Genomic DNA, 26,176 nt, shown 5'->3' on the forward strand with positions numbered 1-26,176 from the left:
CCGTACTCGAAGCATCGCTAACCGCACACGCATACGACACACCGCCATTCGCATTCGCATTGTGGTACCCGCGAGAGACCACACGGCTGGTTGCAGTAGATACATGATACTTATCGCAATAATGGGTACTGGACGAACCGTTAGCTGTTCCTACCGGTACGATATCCATGTATTTACCATGGGCAACACCTGTTATCCACTGGTCACTTGATGTCTTACCTTTCACCATACGAGTAGTACCGTCAGGCATCCAAATACGCCATTTCCCCTGATTACCGCTATCATTCGGCAAGTCCACACCGTCCATCATATCGTACTTGTTCCCGTAGATATCCTCGTAACCGATACAGCATGTATTGTTTACTTGAGTAACCATAGGCGCACCGTACTCATCTTGACTCATATACCACGCATATTGGTGAACAAGACCGTCGATAAGCGAATTTGTTACTTTGTTATTTATGGCGTAGGCTGCATCATAACCGATTGTATCCTGCATACCATAACCGGCTGTACCACCAGTTATACGAGCAGAAGTATGCTGCCCCGCACCGCATTGTTCCTGGCAATCCCTGCGCCCATATCTTGCATAGAACAAATTAGCAATACGTGAGTGCATCAAAGCATCTATCTGTTGCATTCCTCTTTGCTGACTGTAGTAATGAAAATCAGACCATGTCATAGCAGCAGCCGTAGAGCCTCCAGTAATACAAGCACGCAACTTACTACCAACAACCGAACTGCCAACAACAGCACACAGATGCTCATCGTTAGCGACCCAATCAGGCTCCATGTCCTCTATCTTGTCGGAGTTTGAAAGGACCACCTTGTCAAACTCTGCCGTATTCAAAATAGAAAAATGCAAAGCAACAGCGTTACTTGGAATCTCGGTAATCAGATACATACCCGCTTCAAAATTCAAGCCAATAGTAGGAACAACTATAGTTTTCACCACATTTCCGGAAGCATCAACAAATACACTACCAACAAGGTTAGTACCGGGAACACTTGGAAAACGGACACGCTTATATCCGGCAACATCAACCTTACAAACAGAATAAGTCTTATCACTACTATAAGAATCCTTTAATGTTGGTTTGCCGCTCAAGATTTTACGTTCAGCTAAGAAACCGCCTTGTGTACCTTTTATATCATCCAATGTCAATACTGTAGCTGCAGGAATCGGCGGCATATTATCCAGCCCATTTGAACTGTAGCAGCTATAATGCCTGTTATTCAGATAATCATTTATCCCTTTGCTCCAGAAGAAAGGCTCATACATCATCCATTCACCCTCATTACCATTCAGCTTAGCAACCGTACAATCATTAATATTTTTAGCATCAGCATAAAAGTTAGAACTGCTTTCATGTAGCGGATAATAAGTCATTTCACCATCGGGATTATTAACTTCCACTTCTTGGCCGGCAATAATCTCCTTACGACTGGTAGGCATCTTTGTAACTTTGGCAAGTACACGGAATCGATTCTTAAAAATAGCTGCTACATGGGCACTCATTACGTATGTATTGCCATATTTATAACCAGTCTTATTGTCAAGATTTGATATGTTAGCATCATCGGATACGCTATTATCAAACTCTATGACACTATAAGAAGGCTGGATAATATTCAATTCAGGATATTTCTCACGATATTTTTCCGCTTCCTCATCCTCCATGTACTTCATTAGCCGTATTGTGCCACGAAGTCCGGAATGGCGGTTATCAATCGCCCCTGTAGAGGTGTACGTACCATATTCGTAATATTTTTCAAGCAATGAGCCATCATCTTCACGGTCTATGTCAATACTGAAACGTTCCAGTTTTCCCGTACCTGCTTTTTTGGCCGCATGAAGTTTTTCGAGCAAAGAAAAACCATCGATACCGGGACAACCCACAAAGCGATACCCCGTAATATTATTGATACCTTCCAAAACGAGTCCGCTTTCGGGAAGTTTTGTCAAATACTCCAGGAATAATTCTTCCAATGTATTCGGCAAACATAACCGTACAATCGGTGCACCCGTAGCAAGACGCAGGCGAGTTATTCCTGTTCCTTGTACATCCAGACTTTTTAATCGAGCCTGCCAACTCAAATCTAAAGTGGTAACATTGCCGTTGTCGCCATTACGGGCCAGCAGGTTATTGCGCATATTAAGTTCTTCCAGTAGCAATAAAGCGTTTGTGGAAGACATAAACGAACCATTACGATAACCACCCGGCTTTTCTACGCTCATGTCAAGCTTAACCAATGAAGTGAACAGACCGAAGTTAAAGCCAATAGCAAAGGCATCCTCATGCCATACCAATTCCTTAATTTTGGCCGCACCGATAATCTTCAGCGGGTCATTCTCCCCGAACATTCCTTTTAACTGCAATGTATGAAGTGTATCGGCTTCCACCACACCGCTATCAGCCTGAACACCATTTGATGTTGATAGTTGCACACGATAGGGAATGGTTAAAGCAAACTGCATGGGCTTCAATATATAACCGGCATCCAACGATGCAGTGGATTGGTAAAACTGTGCTCCAAGAGTGGAAACATAACCATACTCCACTTGCTTAAGGTCATATCTTCTTTTTATAAAATACCCTCTATGAGCCTTCAATGACCCTTTCAAACCATAAATCTGAGGATAGGTCTGTTTCGCTCCGTCAGAACCCACCGGCATTTCATTCAAAAACGGATAGATATATTTGAAAATACCCGATTTGTTATACAACCTTGAACACCACTTTTTCATCTGCTCCGTATCAAAATGGTCTAAAGCCTTTTGAATGCTGAAAGCTGACATAAACGAAGTACCGCCATTATAGCCGTTAACCATTATTTCAGTCATCATTTCAGAGAAATTCGCAAGTATCAGATTCCATAACCAAGAGTTATGCCCCTGCATCACATACGCCCCATCACGTTTGGTCTGGCGGTTATCATCGTACCTTCCTGTAAGGAACGACTTGTTATCACTTCCGAGCTGGCAGTCACCGTCATAGTAAGTGGTGTACCATATCACACCGTCCCATGTCCTTATCAACATATTCTTCGCCAACTGGTCCACACCAAGATTAAAATCCACGTACAGATAGTAAGCTATCAGATATGGCAGGTTGAAATACTTGTGCGCTTCTTTCTTGAAAGTGCCACTCGTCCACTTGGCTTTAGGAAATTTACCATTTGCATCCTCATAATCCACGCTTTCAAACAAATGTGTTTCCTTGTTATATGTGAGATTCTTTCCTGCTTCTGTTTCCTTCATACAACGATAAACGAAGCCCATCATACGATCGACAGCCTTGTACATCTTGTCGTACTTGTCGCCGGTGCCGAGGTGGTCTTTCAAATTGGGTTCTTCGGCCTCATCACCTCCTCCATCCGACCAAAAAGTGTCTTTCGGGTGGTTAAACTCCAGTCCTCCATCGAAGTTGTTATCCATAAAGTCTGCATGGTCGGCTTCCGTACTCGGCAGCCACTGGAACAGGCAACAGGGGTTGGAGTTGTTCAATGTTTCAAAGCAGATTGGAAGGTACTGCTTATGCCCCTCTTCATCGGCTTCGAGATAATTCAGTGTGTCGCCCTCTCCCCATGTTTCCTCGCCTATGGTCTTGTCCTGCCCGAATATCGGATAACTATCGCTCTTCTCATTGTTGGTGTTGTACTGCCCGTAATAGGTCAAATCATCATCCACAGATTTCGCAACAAAGAGGTCGCACGGCATACCGTCTATAGCCGAGCGGATGTCGTCCGTAATTCCGTGATCTTGTGCATACCTCTGTGCAGGAGTAAGAAGCCCCATTTCCTTTAGTCCGTCATGTATGAATTTAGCACCACCAGTGTTGGTAGTCATGGACGAATCGGAGAAATCGCACTTCGGGCACGCCAGTTTCGCACCGATAGAATTTTTACGCAGTTTGAAAAGATTCTTTTTACCTTCAGTGGTTATAGGATTGCTTTGGTTACCGTTTCCATCTATCTCACCATAGCTCAAACTTACAGTCTCACCCGGTGCTGTTTTCTGGAAGTAGAAACGAAGATTCTTCCTCGCATAGTTCACGGATGACGTTCCCTGTATTCTTGCATAAGCATTCTTCAGGATAAAATCCAAATTTCTATCCTCACCATTATAGAAACGAATTTCTCTCACCAATTTATTCGCTTTCTTATTATTTAACTGCGCCAACGCATCCATAACATTAAGCGTATCGCTTTCGCTCGGTACCTCGCTTCCTACGCTACCTGTACCTATAAGCATCAGTATCGAATTCTTGCGTTTCGCCATCATTCCCATAAGTTTATCCATGCTCACGGTATCACCCTCACTTAACACCCTATTATCCTCGTCAAGCGAACGTACCCCTTGTTCGTTCTCCGTATCCTCCAAGTGGTTGCGGTCTACTATGTAGTTATTCAAGACTTCATCCGAAGCCAAAGCCTTATCATAGATGCGGATACTCTTGATAAAAAGGTCTGCACCGTCCGATTTGAAACGTAATTGTTCCGTTATGTCGAAATTCACCTTATCCAACCATTTCGATGCAGCACTTTCCTCACCATTCACATAAAAACCTATCAATCCTCTCTGTTCGTTAGCCTCTATATCCGGATAAAACACGTAAGTTATCTTTATATTCGTACCCGGCTCGAATTTTGTACCTACACTATCTTCGTAACGGATTATCTCACCGCTATCCATTGCTTCGGTTACCACACCTGTAAGGAACTTGGCTTCTTCCGGTGTTACTACAAGACCGTAACGGTTTCCATTATTCAATTTGCCAAGACAGGTTATCAACTCCGCTTTCGTATCTGTTACGTTAGCAGTGCTGTATTCGATTTCAATCGTCATTCCAACTTCACGGATAGAGTAGCCTATAGGTTTATCAGCTTCGTTGAACGGATGATAACCGCCATCGGCCGTAAGTGTCATGGATGCACCGTTACTTAAAAGAAGCCTATCCTTATACCATCCACTTCCTGCACCATTATTATTTACACTCCAAAGCACTTCCTCAAATTCCATATACTTGCTGCCACTCGTCCACGAAGCTGCATTATTTTCCGTATTACTTCTTCCGAAAGCATCAAACGCGCATACTGCATCGGGCGACAGAATAGCTTCTATATCCGGGTGGGATGAAGTGTTTACATCCAGTATTGCCTGTGCAGTTCCACAAGATAGTATATAACTTTGAGGCTCAACATTTACATTTGTCTTTCCATAGCTTCCTATCCCTCCCCTCGGCAACCTATCCTCTTTAACAAGCGTTTTTCCGCTTTCTATCCTCACCGTAGCGGTATTCGATTTTTGGTCATACGCTGCATAAGTAAAGTCCCATGCCGTAAACTGTTCAGCGTTCAATATCGGTTTTTTCCACTCCTTTTGAAAGCCTGTCGCCTTATGGACAAACATTGTTCCAACATATTCTTTCACCGTATCCCCAGCTTTCAGTAGCGTAATGTAATACACCTCACTCATTACACCGGAATTTTCATGCAATGCGTATGCTTCTACTACGTTTACCCCCTCTACCATATCGGATAAAGGAACGGTTATATTCTTTGATTGAATACCGGAACCCGAAGAAAGACCGAGCGTATAAGGTGCTCCTCCGTTCAAGCGATAATGGATATTCTTCTCACCGGTAGTACCCTTAACCGTGAAAGGAATATTCACATCATTTTTATATCCCCCGTCAGCCAGTCCGTTACCTACCGAATAAGTGGTGCTTAATTCCATAGCCACCATCGTTACCCTTGCCGCCGATGTTTTCATAAGGCTTTCTCCGTTATAGGTAGCCTGCGCTTCTACCTGTACTGTATAGGCAGTTGCATCTTTCAGATAAGGAGAAGCGTCAAAAGTATAAGTCTGTCCGGCTACCACTCCCACAAATTCCGCTTTCTGAAATTCAGAAAGCACAGTAGAACCTCTCTTTATAATCACTCTTGCCTTTAGATCAGAGTAACCATCTACATCACTTCCTCCGGCAGTAGCAACACCCACCGAGTATTTCACTGTAAATCCACTTCCTAAAGCAAGATATTGTGATGGTGGAAGAATGGAGCCGGATGTATCGGTAAGGTCAATGCTTACCACCACCTTATCATCATCCGTATATTTCGAAAAACGCACCTCTTTGGTTTCCTCACCGCCTTCCTTGGCTTTTTGCGTCACGGTCATTACATACTGCGTGCCATCCTCACTATCTGTCACGTCGATATCCGTTACCGTTCCCACCATTGCATCGAACACCGTTCCGGATGTAGGAGGTTTCGTCTCTCCGCTCACCAGTTCCTCGGTAGGGGTACGGTTTGACAGTTCCTTCTTTAGAAACGCTTCGATGTCATCGCCTGCATAGGCATGATATGTACCGTCAGGTTGTTTTTGGTTCCATGGTGTTTCAAGATTCATCGGATGCTCAGAAGCATCAATAATGCCGCTTATTTTTCTTTTTGCCATAATATTATCTCTTTTATATTATCAAAATTATTCGTTAATTGTTGCTACCGTTCCATGCGTCCGCTCCGTTCCACGGCTCATCACCTTTCCAATAACCAATCCCAAAGCAACTGCTTATGGCAGACCATACTAGCCTTGCCCCAACATAAACAGCCGATAGAGCACGTTTTCCCACATATACAGCCGTTATTTCCTTTCCATGTATGCTTATCATATTTAATCCTCCTCGTAGATAAGGTACAATATATTATCATCCTTTTCAGGTAATGCCTCAAAATCATCCTCACTTATAGGCTCATGACGATATGCCAATACCTTTAGATCGCCAGCATCAAGCACATACAAAGAAGTGCCTTGCATATACAGCTTATCCGCAAGCGGTATGCCGTTCTTTTGGAACATAGCAGATGACGGTATGCCATCGGATTCCCAATCACCATGCAGTGAACCTTCTACTCTGTAGGCAAACCTTTTCGCATTCCTTACCCACACGATTTCCCCACCCGGCACGGTACTTTTATCCGGCTTAATCTCTCCTTCCTCAATAATACCGGAGAAACGAGCCGTAGCCCCCTGTAAGGATGCTATCGTGGTATTCTCCACTAATTCTACAGCATCTTCAGCCTTGGCTGCTGCATCGTTTGCGTCTTTGGCAGCATCAATAGCATCTTGCGTCTTGTCTTCCAATCCGGCAATGGATTCTTCCGCTTCTTTCGCTGCTGCATTCGCACGGGTAGCCGCATCATTCGCGACCTTACTTATCAGTTCAAAAGGAACATTCACCAGTTTATCCCCTTTCTGGCCGGGAAGTGATTTCACTCCGGTAAGGGAGGTTACAGTCTCCATATCCTCCACACCGGTAGAAGATTGGAGTACACGGTCCAATACCTCCTGAACAATCTGTTCGATATTTATTCCTTCTGCCATAAGCCTATCTTTCTATTAGTTTTACAACTTGCGAATAGCAACCAGGAGTAAGACCGGAAACTGCTTCTTTTATTAGTACAGCATCTTCCGCCGTTATATCAATTTCCCCTTCTGCATCCATTATCTGCATACACAAGCGATACGCCCGTAACTTTTTATCAGTATCTGTCTGCTGGTTACCACTCGGACGAATGCTCGTCCCATTAAATAGGCATTGCGCTACAATATGACCAACAATTTGCGGCTCATTATTTATCCGCAACGGCTGGCCGTCAAAATCCTTGAAATAGTCATTAAGATTCACTTTCATATCCTTAAACTTTTAAATATATGTCATCTTTACAACAATACCATTAACAACCTCAAGGGTATATTTATAAGTTGCAAAATCACTCTTTACAATCCACTGGAAGGTACCAGAAACACCCTTCCGGTAACTGTAGGTTCCATCGCTGGCCAGACTCCATCCCGTACCGTAATTATTCGACAGGATATCGTTACAATACACCGACCCGTTCACATGTACACCACCATCAAAATAGCCAGCATAAGTATTGGCACTGATAGGATAGCTCTGTCCAGAAGACTTGCTGGAAGCATAAATGGCAGCCCCGCCCAAATTGGAACCGACAGACTTCACTCCGAACCGTCCTTGGGTAGCTGCGTTGAAAGCCACATCCACGATACCTTCCATATCAGACTGCGACACACCGAGTTTTAGGCTACGCGAGTCATTACCGAAATAGTCACCGGCTTTCCAATATAACCGCCCCGAATCAAGTGTAAAACCACCTATTTTACCCTCATAAGCATATACAGTTCCATAAATCTTAGCATTATTAGTTTCAATGCTTCCGTCTTTCAATATCTTAAAGTTTCCGTTAGCTGTAACAAGCCCCTCCAACTGTATATTGTCAGCCTTTAACTTGATACCTTCAGTACTGGCACCGATGAATGATTTAAGATTTCCGTCACTGTCAATAGCAAACATTCCAGCCGTATCACTCTTCGTAATCAATCCCGCTCCAGAAACAAGATTCCCTTTTCCATCAAAAAGGCCGGAAGCCAACAAGTTCATATCAGCCTTGGTCACTATTTGGGAAGATTCAAGAATGTTACCATCCTTGTCAAAATTACCGGCTGCTATTTTCACCAGAAGATCACTTTGTTCAAACAGTGTCCGATATTTGTAGGTAAGTGCATCCACTTTATTTGTGGAGAATACCAGCAAAGAAATATAAATGACACCTGTAAAAGAAAGCTTGAAATCCCCTGTACCATTCCACAATCCATCAAGCGTAAACATCCTCTCGGTATTAGATACTGGAAGTTCTTCCTCATATCCGAACATGGCAAAATCTTCAAATCCGGTTTTATCAGCATTAACAAACTCAATCTTCAAACTACCTGCTTTGACTACACGATATGTAAAAGACAAATACACAACCCCTGGTACTTTCAGCCCCTCACTATTGGTTTGCTTATATTCCGGCGCTAAGCGAAAATCTTCCAACCGTTGCATAATGTAGCTGTTTCGGATATATGCGTATGGTATCTTTCCGTCTGTGCGTATTTCAGCATGACCGCCCGGTTTTGTCGACAAAGGACCATTATTCGCCCATATCCACTTTCCACCCAATGTCAGCAAAGTTGCATTCTTCCCTGTTGTCCATTTCTCCATACCGTTAGCGAAAGAAGTGTTATCAAAATAACTCTGCTCCTCACGTATTTCTTGGCGCAAGCCTTCTACCGCTGAATGTATTTTTCCCTCTGTAATCTCAAAGCGTGTCAATATATCTTCACCGGTCATTAAGACAAATGTACCTTTCAAATATACGTTATCGCCATAAAGCCCATTTCCTTTAGGTTGTTTGTCAGCGGGAAAAGAACTATCTTTAATACCATCCAAATTACCGAAACGACAGCGCAAACACCCGTTGAAGTTCTTGGCTTTTACTCCGTCCAAAATATCGATACGAGGCTGTCCGTCTTCTGTAGCCGATATACTGATAAGATTCTGACGTAACTTATTCTCTGTATTACCCATCAATACACACTCATCGCCTACAGTTGGGGCTACACCACCAAATTCGGAAACAGGTACTGTAACGCCGTTTACATCGGCCGAAGTAATTTCCACCCAATAAGCCTTGCGAGACGCACCACTAGTAACAGCGCAACGCATCAAGTCATGGACCATAAAATCACATTCCTGCTCAAAAAGGATGCGGTAGTTATTACCTTGGCGAATAACATCCTTTATTTTTCCGTTAGCTGCAGAAACGATAAACTGACCGCCTATGCTACGCACTTTCTGTATTAGCAGTTCAAGGGCTACCAATGATTGCCGGATAGTAGCTTTATCTATAGTGAGATGACTTAATCCGGTAAGCTGGTCTATCCATATCTGCCAGCCTTCACCAATCAATCCATCTACAAACTTGGTACTGCGAAGCAGCTCCCGAATAACAGCAGTCAGAAATTCAGCATTCCCTAAATCATCAATATTGGCTCCTGATTTACCTTGAACAAAATCTCCAAGTTTAATGCCTTTTAAAAATGTTATTAACCCCGCTGCTGTATCGTTTAACTTTTTGCTTACTGCATTTTCCGCTATTTCCTTCAATGTGCGAAGCGATGAGAGTACATTCTTATCTGTAAAAGGTCTTTCATCATACTTTTCCAGAACCGTAACACTACCATTTCCACCACCGCCGTTTATAGTGGCCTGCATAGAACTTATCTGCCCTTCTATCTTATCTTCCCATTTCTCTGTCAGATAGTTTGATACGACACACGATAGTTTTCCGGTTTTCAGATTCTTTTCTGTGGAAACAATACGAATGATTCTACTGATATTACGAGACGGTATGCTTACAGTTATCAAATCCCCACACTCTAAGCCACCTTTTTCCCTCATATAACGATAATCCACATCAAGAGTAAACTTTACCCTTTTTTGCGAATTAAAAGCAAGCCAATCCGTAGCTTTCTCACGCAACTTTGATATTGCAGCTTGCTTGTATGCCTCTCCAAGACGAATACCGGTAAAATTAAACTCCTCACCACCTCTCAAATGTTTGGCCGTTGATGGGATAAGAGGTCTGCTTTGGGTTTCCGGATCAATGGGAGCCAATTCATCTTCTTGGTAGATTAGGGTTATTTTCTTATTAGAATTATCCCACTTAAATTCAAAGGATTTTCCCATTAAATCTCCTGTGAGAAAATTAATACGCGCATCATCGCCAATAGCCAATTCGTCAATATTAAAATCAATATCACGGCATATAAACTCACGATAATTCTCCCCCGTAGGATTCTCAACAAAACCAGTAAAAGAGGGATGAATATCATCAAAGACAATTTTTTTCTCAACTGCCCGATTGGTTTCTGAAAAGTTTTCCAAATACTTTTCGGGCAACATCAAACGTCCTTCTTCATCGCCTTCCCCTGGAGCCATATTCTTTGTTCCACCAACTGGATATACACGGGTAGTAACATCACCACTATCAACGTTGCTTTGCTCTACCTCATACAATCCGCCACCTTGCCCTTGTGTAAATGTCAGATTTCTTTCATTTTCAATGCGTGATACATAATTTATCGTATGGTCATGTACATAATACTCATAGCCATACGCCGAAGCCAACTCTGATAATAAACTACGGCAATCTATCCCGTCAAAAGATAATGTCATATATTCTGTATCAGGAATATTGCCAAGCTGCCACCCCGTATCTACCCCTAAAGGATTGTCATTTGTCTTGTTGACATTCCATATCAACAACTCCAACCAATCTCTCAATTTTCCCGTAAGAGTAACGCGGACGCTTTTGGTTATCTTATTGGTGAGAATCTTATCTATTAAAGTATATTCCGGTGCTTCAAATAGGTATGTTGTAGTATGATTAACAGAACTTTTATCGGCAAATTCAGATGCACGATTAATTTTATATTTTATTCCGCCAACCCTTATAAAATCCCCCTCTTGAATATCAGGAATGGTATCAGTTACCACAGTTACCGATACTTCATTCTTACTCATTATGCCATTAGCCAATATAGCATCATCAGATGCAATACTGGCTACCTTGGTATCAATTCCAGAAACTACACGATATACCTCTAAGATGTCAATCATTGCTGCATTACTCTACATTTTAAATCGAATTCCAATACATGCTTAGTCCGCACTGTAACGGTTATTCCATCTTTAAAATATATTCTCATGCGCTCATTATCTTTCAGAGTCAAATTTCTAAGACCGGGACTAATACACAAAGCTGAAAACCTGCTCATGCTTAAGTATAACCTTTCCAAGCTGCTCCCCAGCATAGTACACTTTAATGTCAATGTGGTAGGCTCACGATATTTATTTTGCATATATGGCAAAGTCGTACCTATCTCTATCCGCTTTCCAATAGCCTCAACACCAGAACGAGAAGATACATAAATTCCAAAATCAGCACTTAAAGAATAGCCATCCATTACGTAGTTATTCCCACCTGACGGATTAATGTCTATTTCTGCCGGAATATAGCTTTGTTGCCAAAATTTTACTTGCACAATAGCCATATTCAAAGTAACATATTCTTCTACAGAAATCTCATCCTTACAGATAACATTAAAGCTACCAAATCCGGTCAATAAACGCCTGCATGAAATACAAGCCTTCTTTAGCTTATCTAATTGGGATTTTACATTTTCAGAGCGAACCACCAAAGATAGAAGTAAAGTCCGGCCATCCAGTTCAATATCTTCAGCATCAACAAACGGTTCAATACCGGTTCCCCAATTATATTCCGTTGTTCCTTTACGCTTAGGAAGGTCAAATACTCCTGATATGGCAATACAATCTTTTGTCTGACCTACATAGGGAAAAGCATCGTAAGAAGATATATCTATATCGTCAAGTTTATAACTCATAAGTGGCTCCTTTCCGAACTATTAAATCAGCTCCCGTACAAGTTGCATTGCCATATAGATAAACCGTAACATGAGCACCACTACATTCATCTACGATTATATCTGCATTATCCAAAGCATCTATAATCAAGCGTGCCCCATTGGAAGCCCGAAGATTCAGCTTTGTACTATCAGCAGCCCATATTCGGCACATCATGCGTTCTGTTATTTCCACTACGGCATAACATTCCCCCACAAAGGCTACTTCCTTTTGATTTTTCACATTTACTGTTTCATCGGCATATAATCCTTGTCCGTGCATCATATCTCCAAAATTAGAGCGAATAAATGCACTCGATGGGGTATGTCTTGAAAGACAAAACTTAATATTATCAAAGAAACATCTAATCATCTCTGCCTTGGATTTTGTTTCAGCCAACTCTTGAAGCCCTTCATCGCAGGCTCCGGCAGCACCTGCCAATAATGCAATTCGTTCTTTCAGTTCCATACTATCCTCTCCCATTATAGTTTTTAGTGTTTTTTCTTATTTCATCAAGCTTTGTTTCCAATGATTTGATACCCGTTTTCAGTTCTTCAACAAGAGTTCCGGTATTATCTGCCGTTGCTTTTGTATTATTGTTTATTCCAATAATCTGCACATAAATATTAGCTATATTGGCAAGCTGCGTCCGGCATTCTATAAAATGCTCATGGCTCAAATTAAGCAAAGAACGTATATCTAAAGCAGACATATTCCATAGACCTACAAGCTGGGAAGCAGTCCCCTCAGTTACCGCAGCCTGCAACTCACCAGTAACGCCATTTTCTATTTCATCTTCAATATCATCGTTTATAAGTCCGAGACGTTCAAGTATAGCCTTATATCTTCCAAGACTATTCATTATCTCATCCTTCCCCTTTTGCCCTGCCGCAACAATTTGATCCATCTCCCAATTAGTAATTTCAACTCCTCCAGCCTTTAATGGATCAACAGCTTCTGCCATAGCCTGAAACATGTCTTCCATGGCATTTTGAATTACAAGAACATCGAACTGTTTAGCTATAACATTCTTCATCAAGTCATTTATCTTTTCTTGTATAGCTTCTTTGCCGTTATCAAGACCATTACATAATCCGTCGACAATACTCGAAGCCATATCATTGGAAAATGAATACAAATCAGTCGTTGATAATTCGTCTACAATCCCCTGCTTTAGTTCGTCTATCTTATCCCTATAATCCTCTATTTGGCTTTCCCAATCAGCAATCTTCCCGTCATCACGTTTTTTGGACCTTTTGCTTTGTTCGGCAGCTATCATACCCTCTGTTTCAATTATCTTTTGCTGCAAGTTATTTACCTGCTCTATCTGCTTGCTATATTTCTCACTGCCGATAGCTTTGGCTGTTTCACGTTCCAACTGCCGGTATTGCTTTTCCAAGTTTTTCACATTCTCTTGATGCTGTTTAATTTCCCGATTAGCCTTACGACTTCTTCGGTCAAAGACATCAAATGCAGAAGATATAAGCCCAACGGCACCTGAAATCATAGCAGCCGGATTCATGGAAGCAATACCACCGGCCAGTTCACCTGCCGACCCAACCATATTGGATATACTTCCAAGTAACTTTTGGGTTTCTTCATCCCCAGCCAATCCCATGTTCTTTAAACCGCCTATGACCGAATCAAAACATTCGTTCACCATTCCAAGCACTTCGGAAGTATCACCAAATATTTCTTTTAAGGATGCTTTCTTTTTAGTCTTATCAGCCTCTTTCTGATATTCTTTTATATGAGTAACCAAGCTGCGGAACGGGTTACGGGATTTGATTTCATTCTCCGCATCTTTCAGCTTCTCCAAGACTTTATCCAGATTAATAGGGTTCAGCTTCAAATCTTTAGCTTTCGACTTGATTATCTGAATAAGATTTTCTATTTCGGAAATGGTAAGGTTATCCAAATCACCGAACAATTTTACCCATTCATCTGACTGCATCAACATCTGTGCATTTAACTCGTTCAAGGCTTTTTCTTTGCCTTTGGTTAGTTTATCTACCAATTCCTCATTTCCTGCTGCTTGAGCAATCTTTTCATCCCATTCTTTGGTTATAGTGTATTCGCGGCTCTTATAATCATCAAGTTGGGCAATAAGGGCATCGTATTTTTCCTTGAGTATTTTTTCTTCATTCACCAGATTCTTAACTTGAGCTTCAGAATACATATTACTCAATAAGTCTTTCTGCTCTTGTGGTAACTGCTCTATGGATGTAGTTGTAGGCTTGAAAACTCCCTTTTCATTATTCTTCTTACCTTTATTCCTTTCCTCCCATTGTCTTTTTTCGATTTCTTGTTGAGCCTTTATCAAAGCTTCTCCATGTTCTTTTATCGAAAACAACTCTTTCTGAAAATCCAAACGGCGCTGAGCTTGATACTTTTCTTCTCCTTCTTCCATTGCATCGATTCTCATCTGTTGCAAATCCATTGAAAATTGTTCAAACAGTTTTCCCTGTTCTTTTTTTGCATTCTCAATATCGCCTTTATAATCTTTTTTATCCGGTTCTGTATTAACCACAGTTGTGCCGGTTGTCGTAGTAGTTGTAGTGGTCGTACCAGTATTGACAGAAGTCAGACCTTTGATAAACGGAGCAAATCTCTTTTTTACTTGATAGATATTATATTCGGTCGAATAAACGCTTCTGATATATTCATCCAAAGCATCCACAACCTCATCACTTAACTGCCTATTGCCACTAGCAATGCCTTTCAACAGCTCTCTTTGTGTATCATACAAAACTTTCATGTTTCCCGTTCCGGCTCGTTGCGCTTCTGTCACCTTATCTACAATATTCTGAACTGTTAATTCTACCAATCCGCCGTTGTTTGAATATTGTGAAAGCCCCTTACGTAAATTCTCCAACTCATCAGCCTGCTTCTTTACTCCAGATGTAGCGATTTCATCGGCTGCTTGGTTTTGTATCTGTAAGGCAATCTTTTCTTTTAATGAAGCATTTATACGGTCATAAGCACTCTTAATTTCTTCTGCAGAGGATTTTTCAGTAAGCATATTACTAAGATAACTTCCATACTGTCCGTTTATCAGGTTTATCACTTTCCTTCTCTCTTCTGTCCCTTCCTTAGCGCGAGCCAATGCCGAAAATACATCATCCAATGCTCTTTTCTCTTTCAACTGTAACGCTATGCACTCGTTATAAGACTCATTTAATTTCCTATTTGCCTTCTCTGCTTCACTAACGTATGTTATATGCTTATATATGGCATATCCCAAAGCAGCTATAGCTGTTGCAATAAGCATATAAGGACTTTTAGCCATTATAGCATTCAATGCTTTTGTTTTCATGGCAAGTATTTCCTTTGCCTTGCTGACTATATTAAGCCAGTTTGCTTGAAGTTGCATCGATAGGGTCCACCCTTTAGCCAATCCCTGTTGATACAACTCTGCTTGCGCAGCGAGCAATACCGCAACACGATAGCTTCCCCACGCCGTAGCACCTACTACCAACAAATCTTGCAAGGTAGATAATGTGTTTACCAAATCCCCATTAGAAAACGCATTATTAAAACTTTCGGCGATACCGGCAACTTGCTTCATTATTTCCTCACCCATTGGCCGGAGTGCTGCAGTTATATTATTACGAAGAAGCACCAACTGATTTTCAGTACTATCATTCATCTTTTTAAAAGCAGTTTCCGCAGCTCCAGCGGAATTTCCCAACTCCACCAAATCCTTAGAAGCTCCCTTGGCATTCTTTCCGGTAAGAGCCAATGCAGCTTGCAATGCTTCATCAGTACCAAGCAACTCTTTCATCTTGGTTGCAGAACCATCAGCTTTATCGTAAATCAACTGTAATGCTTCTTGGAATGTACGGCCTTGGAAAGCTGCATCTCCGAGTTGGTTAGCTGTACCAAGTATAGCAGCACGTATCTTTGTCATGGCTTCCGATGTCGGTACACCTTGCTTAGTTATAGTAGCCACAGCAGCCAGTACATCATCAAGGCTTATGCCAAATGAAGCAGCAATCGGTGCTGCTTGGGCAATGCTTGTGCCAAGTTCCCCAAACGTGGTCTTACCTAAACGGACCGTAGTAAATAGCTTATCGGACACGGATTTTGCTTTATCTGCCTGCATACCGTAAGCATTCAAGATAGTAGTAATGGCATCAGCAGCCGTTGCAGTTTCAGTCAGACCACCGGTAGCCGCCTTAGCGGACACCTCTAAAATTTCCATACCATTTGCTCCATCATGACCGGCAGACACGATTTGATACAATGCTTTAGCCGCTTCATCACCGGCAATAGGAATATCACGAATCATATCCATAACACGATTCATGTATTCTGTCAAACTACCGTCTACTTCTTTAGAAAGAGTAGCAACTTCAAGCATGGCTTTCTGAAAACGTTTTTCAAAATCGTATGATTCTTTGGCCGCACGAGCAAAGGCTATCCCTGCACTGATACCGATACCTCCGAACACATCAAACGATGTAATTTCATCAGCCATCGCCTTTATTATACCAATAGCTTCCCGACGACTCTTATAAAGTCCGGTATTATCTATGCCTGTAGCAAAATATAATGCACCATCTTTATTCTGAATACCCATAATTCATTTATTTTTAAAATATAAGAAAGCCCCATATCTTCACAGACACGGGGCATCAACCTCTAAAAACAAGACATGAAACAATGTTTCAACATTGTAAGATATAAAAACAGGCATTATTTCGCTTTTGCGCCTTCAATATCATAGTACCTCTTCATCCGAATTGTTTTTGTCGGATCATCAAAACTAGGTAACTCAACCCATTCATAATCCACACCTTCGGTTTCTCCATCTTCATCAACTGTCCGGTTTCTTTCTTTCATCACAGAAGCATATTCCTGCATCATTATTTCAATCAAGGAATAACTGCTTTCCATTGTTTCCATATAAGTCAATCCTAACGAATCATGCACTATAACTAAGAATCTTGCTTGACTGTATCCTGCCAACTTTGCAGATTCTTCTGAGCGGCTATTATCTCCGTCTCTCCCAATGGGCTCACGTTCTGAAGCATCGTGATAGAGTCGCAAAAAGGGAAGTAACCTATTCTAAAGAATATGGCATTGAGAAGTATTCGTATATCTTCCCATGTGGAATTATCTATAAGAACATTGCGAAACCATGCCGGTGGCTCCGACGGCTTATTATGAATGCCCAAACATACAATATCAAGAAGCAACTCTCCATACTTATCCATCATAACCGGAAAATCACTAGTCGGCTCATCAGACTTGACAATCATCTTATCAAGGTCTGCCGGTTCTATTTCAAGCAAAAGAGGTCGCAACTTAAACCATGTCCTAACCGTTATCGGACGTATGACTATACTATCCCCGACTTCCTTTCCTGCCGGAATAGATTTTTTCTCGCTAAAATCAAATGGTATCTTGACTGGTTGCTCCGTTATGGAAGCCGACTCCAATTTAAACAAATTCTTTACGCTCATAAATTTATCCAAAGGGGCTATCCCGTTGTACTTCCGGGAAAACTCTATAATATTCGCGACTATTATAGAATTGTTTCGCCCCTATCCATCAAAAGTTTGTTTCTATAGGCGGACTCGAACCGCCGACCTCATTATACAATGCGCTCTGCCGACTGAGCTATATAGAACCATAGTTATTTACTTGGATGCAGCTTTGGCCGCCTTAGCTTTAGGCGCCGCATCAGTAACTTCACGCATAAAGGCAGTTTTGGTTTCCCCTTTTTCTGTAATTGCTGCCTGTACGTACACACGAACCAATAACAACTCTGCTTGTTCTGCACCCGGAGCCTGTGAAATCTTAGCCGCTATCTTACCATTGACAACAGTATAGACTACTTTCTTTCCTTTTTTGGGCAATGTTTCGCATTGGAATGTCTTATTGATTGACGGAATATCCGTAGGCTTATTCCAAACATCCTTTGGAGATAATTCTTCCCCTTTGTCAACGGTTCCACCGGCAAGCAATGCTATTGTATCATTACTTGGAGTAGGAATAGAGAACTCAATATAATCAGTGGTATCTTTTACAAATTCCACATATAATGGTTCGGTACTGCCTTCAATGTCTATCTTCACTTCCTTAGGGTCTGCAAAGTTGAAAGCAACACTACTTTTGGTGGGTAAGGGAAGTGTGGTAAAATCCGTTCCCGGCACTCCATCACCAACATCTGCAATTCTAATCGCGCCTACGCCCATAGCAATAGGCCTTACCGTTTTTGTTTCTGTCATAATCAATTATCCACTTTTACATTAAATCGAATATTAGTACACATAAATCCCTCTTTTAAATCCGGTATCGGAATACTTAGGAAATCCTCTATTTCTCTACAATTGCCATCATCGCTATTTATCGAAGCAAGAGCCTTACGCACCATACGTTTTAACTCTTTCATACGTTGACGCTGATACATTCCATTATGCTTCAAAGGAACAAACACATTCACATTTACAGGGATTTTATTAATGAAATCCAACTCCGTTAATGATAGATGATTAACTACGATATGTTCGTCCTTAACACCGGTCTCAGATTTGTCTTTATATATGGCAATTCCAGTACCGGCAGCTTTTATCGCTTCATATACGAAATCTATTACATCAAATTCATCCATAAACTAGATTTTTTCAAACACCTTAATCAATGCCTTACGCAAATACTCCTGACATTGGATATATCCCGTAGTAGCCACATCTTTTCCTTTGGCTTCAACATGAACCGCATATTCCATACCGGCAACACCAATCAGTACGTAACTGCCTTGATAAGCCAAAGAAATATCTTCGGCCAGCTGTCTGGCTTTGGAAATGCCTGTATCACCGTCATTCCCTTTACCGCTTTTCTCAAAGTTTTCAGAAACGGTTTCTCCATCCATAGCTATTATATAGCCTACAGAAGAACGAAGATTGCCTGTGCGGTCTGTATAGTTACCCGATTTACGGGCCACTTCTACAAATTTTTCTCCAGCAGCAGAAAGTAATTTAAAAATCCTTTCTTCTGCTCGTTCTTGGAATTTGTCAAACCAGCGGTCTATATCCGCATCCGAAAACAAAGGTGTCAGTCCTGATTTCATACATTTATAATTGAATGGGATTGATACGGTTCCCAGCAAATTATATCCACATCAACATTAAGAGAAGGAACTTGTAAACGCAAATATTTAACATCAATATCTGGACGGACCTTAGTATAGAAATAGCCATGTACTTGCTTTTCATCGCCAAGGCTGTTTTTCTTCATAACTATACGCCCATCACTAACGGAATCATATCTTCCCTTTACTGACAGAGTTTTTGTTTCTCCATCAACCCACTCACCATTGACTAATTTTCCGCCAATTTCATAAGTTATCAAGGCAGTATGAGGATATCTGGTTACCATGCGTTCCTTGCCCTTCCCCTAATAATGATTTTCTTTCCTAATTTGGCAGCCTTTTCAGGCTCCCCGTTCTCAATATATAACTGCCTTGCAGTCTGTATATAGTAAGAGCGGGGATGAGAGATAGATAACTTGTTTTCCGTGAAATCCGGAGAATTTATCAGCATGGCATACGTATCAGCGACACATAGACCAACTTGCTTTATATTATCAGTAGTACATTGTTCTTCAGGATTAATACCACGCTTTACAAATACTACCTTTTCCAAGAAGCCTTCCATATCTCCAATAGAGGGATATTCCAGTATCGTTTCTCTGATTGTTGCCATAACTGTATTATTCTTCGTCACCCGGTTCTAAGTTTTCATCATCCACTTCCTGCCCCAAGAACTTAGCAGGAATATTATCCGTACCTTCTGTTGCTTCGTCAGAAGGCCATTCCTTACCATCAGCCTGCAAGATATACATAGCTTCCGGGTCATTGACTACAGGAATTGCATTAGCTTCAGCCTTGGTCCACTCCTTGAACGGCTCTTCAGTAGAGAATTTTGTAACCAAGATAAAGTCTTTCTTTACCATGATTGCTTTCTTCTTCAAAGACTCCGAATTTTCAGCCATAATAGGACCGTGCTGGATATTACCAACATTCAAATCCTCAAGGAAGCAAATACGATGCTTCTTCCATGGACAAATAGTAGTACGTTTGTGGTTTGCATCTTCAATACGCACAGCCGGATTGATAGTGATAATCTGTGCCGGATATTCTTGTTCAGCCAAATACTCGTTAATAACCTTCTTGGTGATAACGAGCTTCGATGTCTGGTTAATCCAGCCCTTAATCTTATCCAAAGTTGATTTCTGCTTCTTCAATAAAGTGAAATCAGACGTCAGCATAATGATGTATCGCAGACTTACCCCCTTGGCACTTGCTGCAGAAAGTACATCTTCAATATCTTGCAAACCGTCAGCTTTTGCTGCATCAGCCCAGTCTGCTGAAGATTTCTTTCTGTTATCTGCCGGCATACCACAACCTACAAATTCAGTGGTTACAATGCCATTATTATTCTTTGCTGACAAGTTGAAACCTGCACGGCTCATATACTGCATAGCCCACCACTCCATACGGCCACGCACTGCATTATACACAAAATCCTGATCTTTGAAAGAAAGATTCAGCAACTCCATTTGCTCTGCATCTCCTTGCGCATCACGTTCTAGATTCTTATATTCCTGATAGTCGCTTTCGTTCATGCCACGCTTTACGGCTGTTTTTGGAATATCACCGGACATTTTGCTGATTACTTCCCGCGTCTTCTCCGGAGCGGAAGAATCAAAAGAAACGACATCGGCAATTACCGGAGCACCTTTCTCTCCAACCAATGTTTCCCATTTCAAGCTTGTAACTCTTTTGGGAGTAAAGAAATTAGGGTAATACATTGGTTTTACATGGCGCGAGTTTAAACGGGCGCTCATGTTTTTCTTGTTTACTTGTTTAATTAAACTTCTTTCCATAAATCAATTATGATTTCTTGTTTACGAATCTGATTAACGACATCAAAGCCTTCAAGCCTGCATCGATAGGGAAGGGCATATTACCTTCACTAATGGTTCCACGTGCCATTAAGCCGCATGATTGGTTAGCAACAGTCAAATCAACTTTTGACAAGGTTATCACCAACTCAGATGAACTTGTAACAAGGGTTGCCTTTCCTGCCGTACTCTTCTCTTTTACCCCGACTAATACTTGACCGACCTTTGCTGCGCCAATCTTGGCTTCAAGAGTAATAACATCATATCCGGCATTACTCTTGTCTATGGCTGTAATTCTATCGGATGCACCTTTCAAGTCCCCTCCAACAGTAACAAAATCCCCAACAGCAAACAGATGGCTTTTATTGACTTTCACAGTCGTTCCCTCTGCTTCCAAAGCTTCTGTAACCAAAGCAGTCTTGATTACACGATACCCTCCATTTTCATCTTTGCCGACAACACAATATGGCGGCAATTCATCCAATGGCATACCATCAAAAATCGCAGTTCTTAAATCTGCTCGAACAATGGTACCGCCACCGACAACATCCTCGAGCATTTTTATGACCGCAGGATGATACTGAAATTCTTTTTCTTTCTTAAAAAACATAGCTACAATGGATTAATTATTAATCAATACCGAGACTGGCAACCCCGTTGGAATCCCCAGTACCCTCATCTTTATTCATGATTTCCAACCATTCCTTTTCTGTCCGGTCTTTTGGCTGGGCTACATACGGACGATAATTGCCTGCTTCCACTTCATCTGATATTGCGCTTTGGCGAATTTCCTTATATTCTTCTTGAAGCTCCTTAATTTGGTCTTCTACAGATGTTTCGGAATTTACATCAATACGCTTAAACCATTTTTCCGGCAACTTGGCTGTATCAAACAATGCCTTAGCAGACGCGTTTTTGCCGGAATCGGAAACGGTTTTTGTTAAGGTGGAAATATTATCCGTTAAGGTCTGGATCTGCTTTTGCTGGGCTTGAAGCATCTTTTTGAAAGCAGGCGGAAGATCATCCAAATCATCATCTACATCATCGTCATCGTCGTCAACGACCGTTTTGTTTTTCTTCCCTTTTTTACCCTTTCCCTCTATAGGCTTGCCATCTTTCAGACCATGCTTCTTTTCATATTCAGCAATAGCATTATTGGCAACATCCTGATTGTTCTGCTCGCTTGCTTCCAAATCCGGAAGAATGTTATCCTTAAAAAGAGAGACATAGTTTTCCAGATTTTCCTCGCTCTCAATATTAAACAAGGCTTTTACCTTTGCAGCATATTTCTCTGGAATACCTGCTTTCTTTAAAGCTTTTTTAATTGCAACTAAAATTTCCATAGTCTTTTTGCTTTAAAATATATTGGAGCAGGATTTTTACCATAAAAAAAGGCTACCCGCACCCGGATAGCCTATATTCAAATAAACTTTAAATACTAATCTTTATCGTCTTCATCATATCCACACATGGCATCAGCTTCCGCCTGCCAGCGGTCAAACATAAAGTAATACTTTTTATATCCCTCTTCCTTTTCCTCCATGCTTAACCTTGCCCAACTTACGGAAGCCATCATTGCTTTGTTATTCTCATCATACTTTCCTGCTTCGTAATTTCTGAGAATTCTTTCCGACCTTTCTTTCCAATACTGGCGAAGCTCATCTGTAACTTCCGGTACTTTAACTTTATCTGTCATAATTCTTTCAATTCAATATTAATCTCATCTTCCAACTCCAATATTGAGACAACCTCAAATCTTGTATCAGTAGTAAAGAGAACCTCGTATTGGTTCATCCCTACAAATTTACCGTTAAATTCCGAGATTTTCGATATATCCTTTCCATTTTTACCCTGAATCGTAAAAACTATGCTCACTTCATTTCTTTTCAAAGGGCGATAACTTGCAAACATATCAGCTATTTCCGGAGATTTGCTACATGATGTAAATATCTTGTGGGCAACCTCTTTTTTATCCTTATACAAAGCTTCGTATTCCTTTCGCTTTATTATAGTACCACGATACATAATGCCTTTAAATGCTGGCAACAAATTCAACCCTTCACAAATTAATGTTGCGGCAGCTTTATTAAACTCGCTAAGATTGTCATTATACAACTGCTTATTTAACTGTCGATAGTTGCCTCCGGCTTTAGTATAATGATGTATAGCGGCCAACCTTGTATTAGAAATATTCGGATATTCCTTTGAAAGAAAATCAATAGCACGCTGCATCGATACAGATGTGCTTCTTGTGCGGGTAAACTTCTTTTCTTCCAATGTATAAATATTGGTTTTCAACTCTCCAAAGAACTGCCGGTTATCACGAATAAAATAGGGTTCATTGCTCCATCCTTTAGCCCTTTCAAGGTTCTTGTTTACCCAAGCTTTAGCCGATTGAGGTACGTCTTTTACAACAAGTTCTTCCGGTATCGTATCATTTACCAAATACTCGGCCAAATCTTCCGGTTCCATAACTATTGGAGTCGCATAACAAATGCAAAATGGATGAAACCCTGTGAATTTAAATGTTTTCGGATATTTTCCAACCATCGAATCACAAAGTGCACACGGTCCTCGATTACTATCAGACCGTCTTATCTCTATGCCCAAAACAAAGTCCTGACCATTCCATCGTTCATAATCTGCTGCACGATAAGCCATATTGGTTGTCGTAGAGGATAATCGCAATGCGTTCATACTTGCACTACGGTACACACCTTGGCCAGGATGATAATTTTTCATAGGCTGAGATAAAATCAGTTTCCCATTTGCATCACGCACACGCCTAAAACGTTTATCCGGCTCTTTAAGAAGTTGGCGCACATCCCGGCCTATCTGCCCGGCATTACGGCCTACCGATACTCCGGATGCAAGATAATACTCCAGTTGCTCTTTTGCCAACTCCGCAATATTCCACACACGGTCAGATAAGGCATTTCCCCTAATATCCATACCCTTTTTTAGCTGCAACATAGCTTTGGCATTATGAGCAAACAGCCCTTCTTTTATAGCTGTACTGATAGCCAATCCCTCAATATACCTTGAAATAAAATCATCATTCTTTAGTTCAGAACGTTTCCATGCGTCCATTTGGAATTGAGTAATATTGGCAAGTAGGTCAGATTGTAACTTTACCAACTCCCTATCAATACGTTTTTCTATTGACTGGTTTCTTACCCATACACTATCTTTCCCTTTATCTGCCCATTGTTGAAGATAAGGGGAAATAGCAGCAATAAAACGATTAAAGATAGTTGTTATATCATTTTGCTGCACCAACATTTTTTGCAAATGCTGACTATCATAAAAGGAAAGCCCTTTACGTTTCATCATTCATCTGGATTAGCAGGAAATGTAGCACCAAAAGGATTGCTGTTTTGTGCCATTTCTTTTTCTTCTTTCTTCATGGTTGCAATCTCTTGTTTGGCATTCTTTGTATAAGGAGATTCTGCAGTAATGGTCTCTTGCGAATTGATAGGCTTATTACCGTTTGCAATAGCCAAGTTCTGCAAAATTTCCGTAAGGTTCTTGGGCAAGATTGAACCGAACTTCACCTCGAAATAATTTCCCTCTATTACGCCAGCGTTTTTGATATGGGAAATACGGGCCATACCAGCCTGCACGATTGCCACACAACGCTGTACCACCGGACCGAATATTTCCATCTGTTCCGTAGCTTTTATCTTTGCGTCAATAGTCATAAACTCACGAGCCACTCCGGATAAATCACCTATACCAATAAGGTTGTCAAAGGAGAGGTCAGGGCAAGAAGCACCGGAAAATATCTCATGCCTTTCGTTTGCGATTTCCTCTTTCTGAGAATCAATAGACTGCTGCCAGGATAAATATTCTGCATCACCATGATAAGCAGTTCCAGTATCCGGGTCCACTTCCATGGAGAAATTCAACTCCTTTCCCACCGTTTCCTTTGAAGGTAAATTGGTCTGGCCGTAAGTCTTTAGCATAGGGTCTCCAAAATAGTCATTAGTATCTGACATTCGAGAAAGGCGCATTTCATACGCATCCATAAGAACTGCTATATCTTCCCAGTCCGGTTGGTCTACTTCTGCATAGACAACTGGAATTTTCCCGAATAGATTCTTATCCTTTGTTATAACCCACTGCCCATCATTGATTCCGGTTATAATCTCATTAGCGGTATAAATCTTCACGCATTCACAACTTCTGCCATTAACCATAGCTGTGTATTTATGAATGAAGCCATCCATATCATCATCATCGTCAAAATGCGGGTAAAATTCATTGGTTACATTATCATCCTTTGGTGTTGATAATATTTTGGCTTTTAATACGACTTCTTTTTTTAAGATAGGATTTCCATCCTTATCCGTTCCCTTAATATTGCTTTTCGTTACAGGATAAAAGACAATCGCCCCTTTGGTTTCAGATAGTACAATACGAGCAAATCTCATAAAGACTGATTTCATCTTAAGCTTGCGGACAAATACCTGCTTGAAGTCTTGCAAGCTATCATCATCCATATTATCTGCCGATACAATCATATCCCCACCGAACAAAAAAGCTGCTGCTGTACGTACTATCTTCTTTGGGATATTAGTTACAATCTTAGCAACCGGCACAGTCTTATCTTCCAAACGTTTTGGTTTTTCTTCGCCAGTATTTGGGTCTGTTTCAAACTCTGTATCTGAATATACAGCCACTTTTTTAGGTTCACGGAAACCTACTGAAGTTTTACGACGGCGGCGTTCTCCGTTATATTCCTCCAAATATTCTTTGGGGTCTCTATCTTCTATGGTATCTACACATAAATCACTGACTATTCGAGAAAAGTCGTCATTACTCAATATTTCGGATATTCCTGGCATATACTTTTCTCTTAAAATATACACCTATTACTTTTTTTTAAAGAAAAAGCCTATCCAACGATATTAGATAGACTTTTATATAGA

General features: G+C 41.1%; 21 protein-coding genes and 1 tRNA gene. All 22 read right to left on the minus strand.

Features of this window, described 5'->3' with window-relative positions; translation table 11 throughout:
• Nucleotides 1–6,460: hypothetical protein (locus tag BACPLE_RS00885; protein WP_007558002.1), on the minus strand; the 6,460-nt coding region annotated here is incomplete at its 3' end.
• 34 nt (nucleotides 6,461–6,494) lie between these two features.
• Nucleotides 6,495–6,674 (minus strand): hypothetical protein, encoded by a 180-nt coding sequence (locus BACPLE_RS00890; RefSeq protein WP_007558004.1) that lies wholly within the window; start codon nucleotides 6,672–6,674, stop codon nucleotides 6,495–6,497.
• Between the two features lie 2 nt (nucleotides 6,675–6,676).
• Nucleotides 6,677–7,387 carry a hypothetical protein gene (locus BACPLE_RS00895; RefSeq protein WP_007558005.1) on the minus strand — a complete coding sequence of 237 codons (711 nt, stop codon included), beginning with the start codon at nucleotides 7,385–7,387 and terminating at the stop codon, nucleotides 6,677–6,679.
• Between the two features lie 4 nt (nucleotides 7,388–7,391).
• A complete protein-coding gene (locus tag BACPLE_RS00900) occupies nucleotides 7,392–7,697 on the minus strand; it encodes a hypothetical protein (protein ID WP_007558007.1) in 306 nt (101 codons plus the stop codon).
• Between the two features lie 12 nt (nucleotides 7,698–7,709).
• Nucleotides 7,710–11,528, minus strand: coding sequence for a hypothetical protein (locus BACPLE_RS00905; RefSeq protein WP_007558010.1), 3,819 nt, complete (start codon nucleotides 11,526–11,528; stop codon nucleotides 7,710–7,712).
• Nucleotides 11,525–12,313 carry a hypothetical protein gene (locus BACPLE_RS00910; RefSeq protein WP_007558011.1) on the minus strand — a complete coding sequence of 263 codons (789 nt, stop codon included), beginning with the start codon at nucleotides 12,311–12,313 and terminating at the stop codon, nucleotides 11,525–11,527. The genes BACPLE_RS00905 and BACPLE_RS00910 overlap by 4 nt, the downstream gene beginning before the upstream one ends.
• A complete protein-coding gene (locus tag BACPLE_RS00915; protein ID WP_007558013.1) occupies nucleotides 12,303–12,815 on the minus strand; it encodes a hypothetical protein in 513 nt (170 codons plus the stop codon). The genes BACPLE_RS00910 and BACPLE_RS00915 overlap by 11 nt, the downstream gene beginning before the upstream one ends.
• Nucleotides 12,802–16,914: a phage tail tape measure protein gene (locus tag BACPLE_RS00920; protein ID WP_007558014.1), complete on the minus strand. Its 4,113-nt coding sequence runs from the start codon at nucleotides 16,912–16,914 to the stop codon at nucleotides 12,802–12,804. Before BACPLE_RS00920 ends, BACPLE_RS00915 begins: the two co-directional genes overlap by 14 nt.
• A gap of 116 nt (nucleotides 16,915–17,030) precedes the next feature.
• Nucleotides 17,031–17,240: a hypothetical protein gene (locus BACPLE_RS00925; RefSeq protein WP_007558016.1), complete on the minus strand. Its 210-nt coding sequence runs from the start codon at nucleotides 17,238–17,240 to the stop codon at nucleotides 17,031–17,033.
• Between the two features lie 32 nt (nucleotides 17,241–17,272).
• Nucleotides 17,273–17,800, minus strand: a complete 528-nt coding sequence (locus tag BACPLE_RS00930) for a hypothetical protein (protein ID WP_007558019.1) — start codon at nucleotides 17,798–17,800, stop codon at nucleotides 17,273–17,275.
• Nucleotides 17,801–17,899: 99 nt separating this feature from the next.
• Nucleotides 17,900–17,967: transfer RNA gene (locus BACPLE_RS00935), tRNA-OTHER, on the minus strand.
• Between the two features lie 10 nt (nucleotides 17,968–17,977).
• Complete coding sequence (locus tag BACPLE_RS00940; RefSeq protein WP_007558022.1) at nucleotides 17,978–18,568, minus strand: hypothetical protein; 591 nt, start codon at nucleotides 18,566–18,568, stop codon at nucleotides 17,978–17,980.
• Nucleotides 18,569–18,570: 2 nt separating this feature from the next.
• A complete protein-coding gene (locus tag BACPLE_RS00945; RefSeq protein ID WP_007558024.1) occupies nucleotides 18,571–18,951 on the minus strand; it encodes a hypothetical protein in 381 nt (126 codons plus the stop codon).
• Nucleotides 18,952–18,954: 3 nt separating this feature from the next.
• Complete coding sequence (locus BACPLE_RS00950; RefSeq protein ID WP_007558025.1) at nucleotides 18,955–19,410, minus strand: HK97 gp10 family phage protein; 456 nt, start codon at nucleotides 19,408–19,410, stop codon at nucleotides 18,955–18,957.
• On the minus strand, nucleotides 19,407–19,691 hold the full coding sequence (locus BACPLE_RS00955) for a hypothetical protein (protein ID WP_234945065.1): 285 nt from the start codon (nucleotides 19,689–19,691) through the stop codon (nucleotides 19,407–19,409). Before BACPLE_RS00955 ends, BACPLE_RS00950 begins: the two co-directional genes overlap by 4 nt.
• Before the next feature lie 20 nt (nucleotides 19,692–19,711).
• Nucleotides 19,712–20,044, minus strand: coding sequence for a hypothetical protein (locus tag BACPLE_RS00960; protein WP_040312293.1), 333 nt, complete (start codon nucleotides 20,042–20,044; stop codon nucleotides 19,712–19,714).
• 7 nt (nucleotides 20,045–20,051) lie between these two features.
• On the minus strand, nucleotides 20,052–21,227 hold the full coding sequence (locus BACPLE_RS00965) for a major capsid protein (RefSeq protein WP_007558028.1): 1,176 nt from the start codon (nucleotides 21,225–21,227) through the stop codon (nucleotides 20,052–20,054).
• A gap of 7 nt (nucleotides 21,228–21,234) precedes the next feature.
• Complete coding sequence (locus BACPLE_RS19400; protein ID WP_007558029.1) at nucleotides 21,235–21,855, minus strand: hypothetical protein; 621 nt, start codon at nucleotides 21,853–21,855, stop codon at nucleotides 21,235–21,237.
• A gap of 19 nt (nucleotides 21,856–21,874) precedes the next feature.
• Nucleotides 21,875–22,588, minus strand: coding sequence for a hypothetical protein (locus BACPLE_RS00975; protein ID WP_007558030.1), 714 nt, complete (start codon nucleotides 22,586–22,588; stop codon nucleotides 21,875–21,877).
• A gap of 95 nt (nucleotides 22,589–22,683) precedes the next feature.
• Entirely contained in the window at nucleotides 22,684–22,941 is a 258-nt protein-coding gene (locus tag BACPLE_RS00980; protein WP_007558031.1) for a hypothetical protein, read from the minus strand.
• Nucleotides 22,938–24,578: a hypothetical protein gene (locus tag BACPLE_RS00985; protein ID WP_007558033.1), complete on the minus strand. Its 1,641-nt coding sequence runs from the start codon at nucleotides 24,576–24,578 to the stop codon at nucleotides 22,938–22,940. The genes BACPLE_RS00980 and BACPLE_RS00985 overlap by 4 nt, the downstream gene beginning before the upstream one ends.
• On the minus strand, nucleotides 24,575–26,092 hold the full coding sequence (locus BACPLE_RS00990) for a phage portal protein (RefSeq protein WP_007558035.1): 1,518 nt from the start codon (nucleotides 26,090–26,092) through the stop codon (nucleotides 24,575–24,577). The genes BACPLE_RS00985 and BACPLE_RS00990 overlap by 4 nt, the downstream gene beginning before the upstream one ends.
• Nucleotides 26,093–26,176: the final 84 nt, after the last annotated feature.

Origin of the sequence: Phocaeicola plebeius DSM 17135 (assembly GCF_000187895.1) — a bacterium.
Classification (GTDB): domain Bacteria; phylum Bacteroidota; class Bacteroidia; order Bacteroidales; family Bacteroidaceae; genus Phocaeicola; species Phocaeicola plebeius.

What these genes read in the sequence shown, in the direction of transcription:
- BACPLE_RS00980 (WP_007558031.1), bottom strand. Translation starts at nt 22,941, where the DNA reads ATGACAGATAAAGTTAAAGTACCGGAAGTTACAGATGAGCTTCGCCAG.
- BACPLE_RS00920 (WP_007558014.1), bottom strand. Translation starts at nt 16,914, where the DNA reads ATGGGTATTCAGAATAAAGATGGTGCATTATATTTTGCTACAGGCATA.
- BACPLE_RS00985 (WP_007558033.1), bottom strand. Translation starts at nt 24,578, where the DNA reads ATGATGAAACGTAAAGGGCTTTCCTTTTATGATAGTCAGCATTTGCAA.
- BACPLE_RS00930 (WP_007558019.1), bottom strand. Translation starts at nt 17,800, where the DNA reads ATGAGCGTAAAGAATTTGTTTAAATTGGAGTCGGCTTCCATAACGGAG.
- BACPLE_RS00965 (WP_007558028.1), bottom strand. Translation starts at nt 21,227, where the DNA reads ATGGAAAGAAGTTTAATTAAACAAGTAAACAAGAAAAACATGAGCGCC.
- BACPLE_RS00925 (WP_007558016.1), bottom strand. Translation starts at nt 17,240, where the DNA reads ATGGAAACAATGGAAAGCAGTTATTCCTTGATTGAAATAATGATGCAG.
- BACPLE_RS00890 (WP_007558004.1), bottom strand. Translation starts at nt 6,674, where the DNA reads ATGATAAGCATACATGGAAAGGAAATAACGGCTGTATATGTGGGAAAA.
- BACPLE_RS00905 (WP_007558010.1), bottom strand. Translation starts at nt 11,528, where the DNA reads ATGATTGACATCTTAGAGGTATATCGTGTAGTTTCTGGAATTGATACC.
- BACPLE_RS00910 (WP_007558011.1), bottom strand. Translation starts at nt 12,313, where the DNA reads ATGAGTTATAAACTTGACGATATAGATATATCTTCTTACGATGCTTTT.
- BACPLE_RS00960 (WP_040312293.1), bottom strand. Translation starts at nt 20,044, where the DNA reads ATGGCAACAATCAGAGAAACGATACTGGAATATCCCTCTATTGGAGAT.
- BACPLE_RS00895 (WP_007558005.1), bottom strand. Translation starts at nt 7,387, where the DNA reads ATGGCAGAAGGAATAAATATCGAACAGATTGTTCAGGAGGTATTGGAC.
- BACPLE_RS00950 (WP_007558025.1), bottom strand. Translation starts at nt 19,410, where the DNA reads ATGAAATCAGGACTGACACCTTTGTTTTCGGATGCGGATATAGACCGC.
- BACPLE_RS00900 (WP_007558007.1), bottom strand. Translation starts at nt 7,697, where the DNA reads ATGAAAGTGAATCTTAATGACTATTTCAAGGATTTTGACGGCCAGCCG.
- BACPLE_RS19400 (WP_007558029.1), bottom strand. Translation starts at nt 21,855, where the DNA reads ATGTTTTTTAAGAAAGAAAAAGAATTTCAGTATCATCCTGCGGTCATA.
- BACPLE_RS00945 (WP_007558024.1), bottom strand. Translation starts at nt 18,951, where the DNA reads ATGGATGAATTTGATGTAATAGATTTCGTATATGAAGCGATAAAAGCT.
- BACPLE_RS00940 (WP_007558022.1), bottom strand. Translation starts at nt 18,568, where the DNA reads ATGACAGAAACAAAAACGGTAAGGCCTATTGCTATGGGCGTAGGCGCG.
- BACPLE_RS00915 (WP_007558013.1), bottom strand. Translation starts at nt 12,815, where the DNA reads ATGGGAGAGGATAGTATGGAACTGAAAGAACGAATTGCATTATTGGCA.
- BACPLE_RS00990 (WP_007558035.1), bottom strand. Translation starts at nt 26,092, where the DNA reads ATGCCAGGAATATCCGAAATATTGAGTAATGACGACTTTTCTCGAATA.
- BACPLE_RS00975 (WP_007558030.1), bottom strand. Translation starts at nt 22,588, where the DNA reads ATGGAAATTTTAGTTGCAATTAAAAAAGCTTTAAAGAAAGCAGGTATT.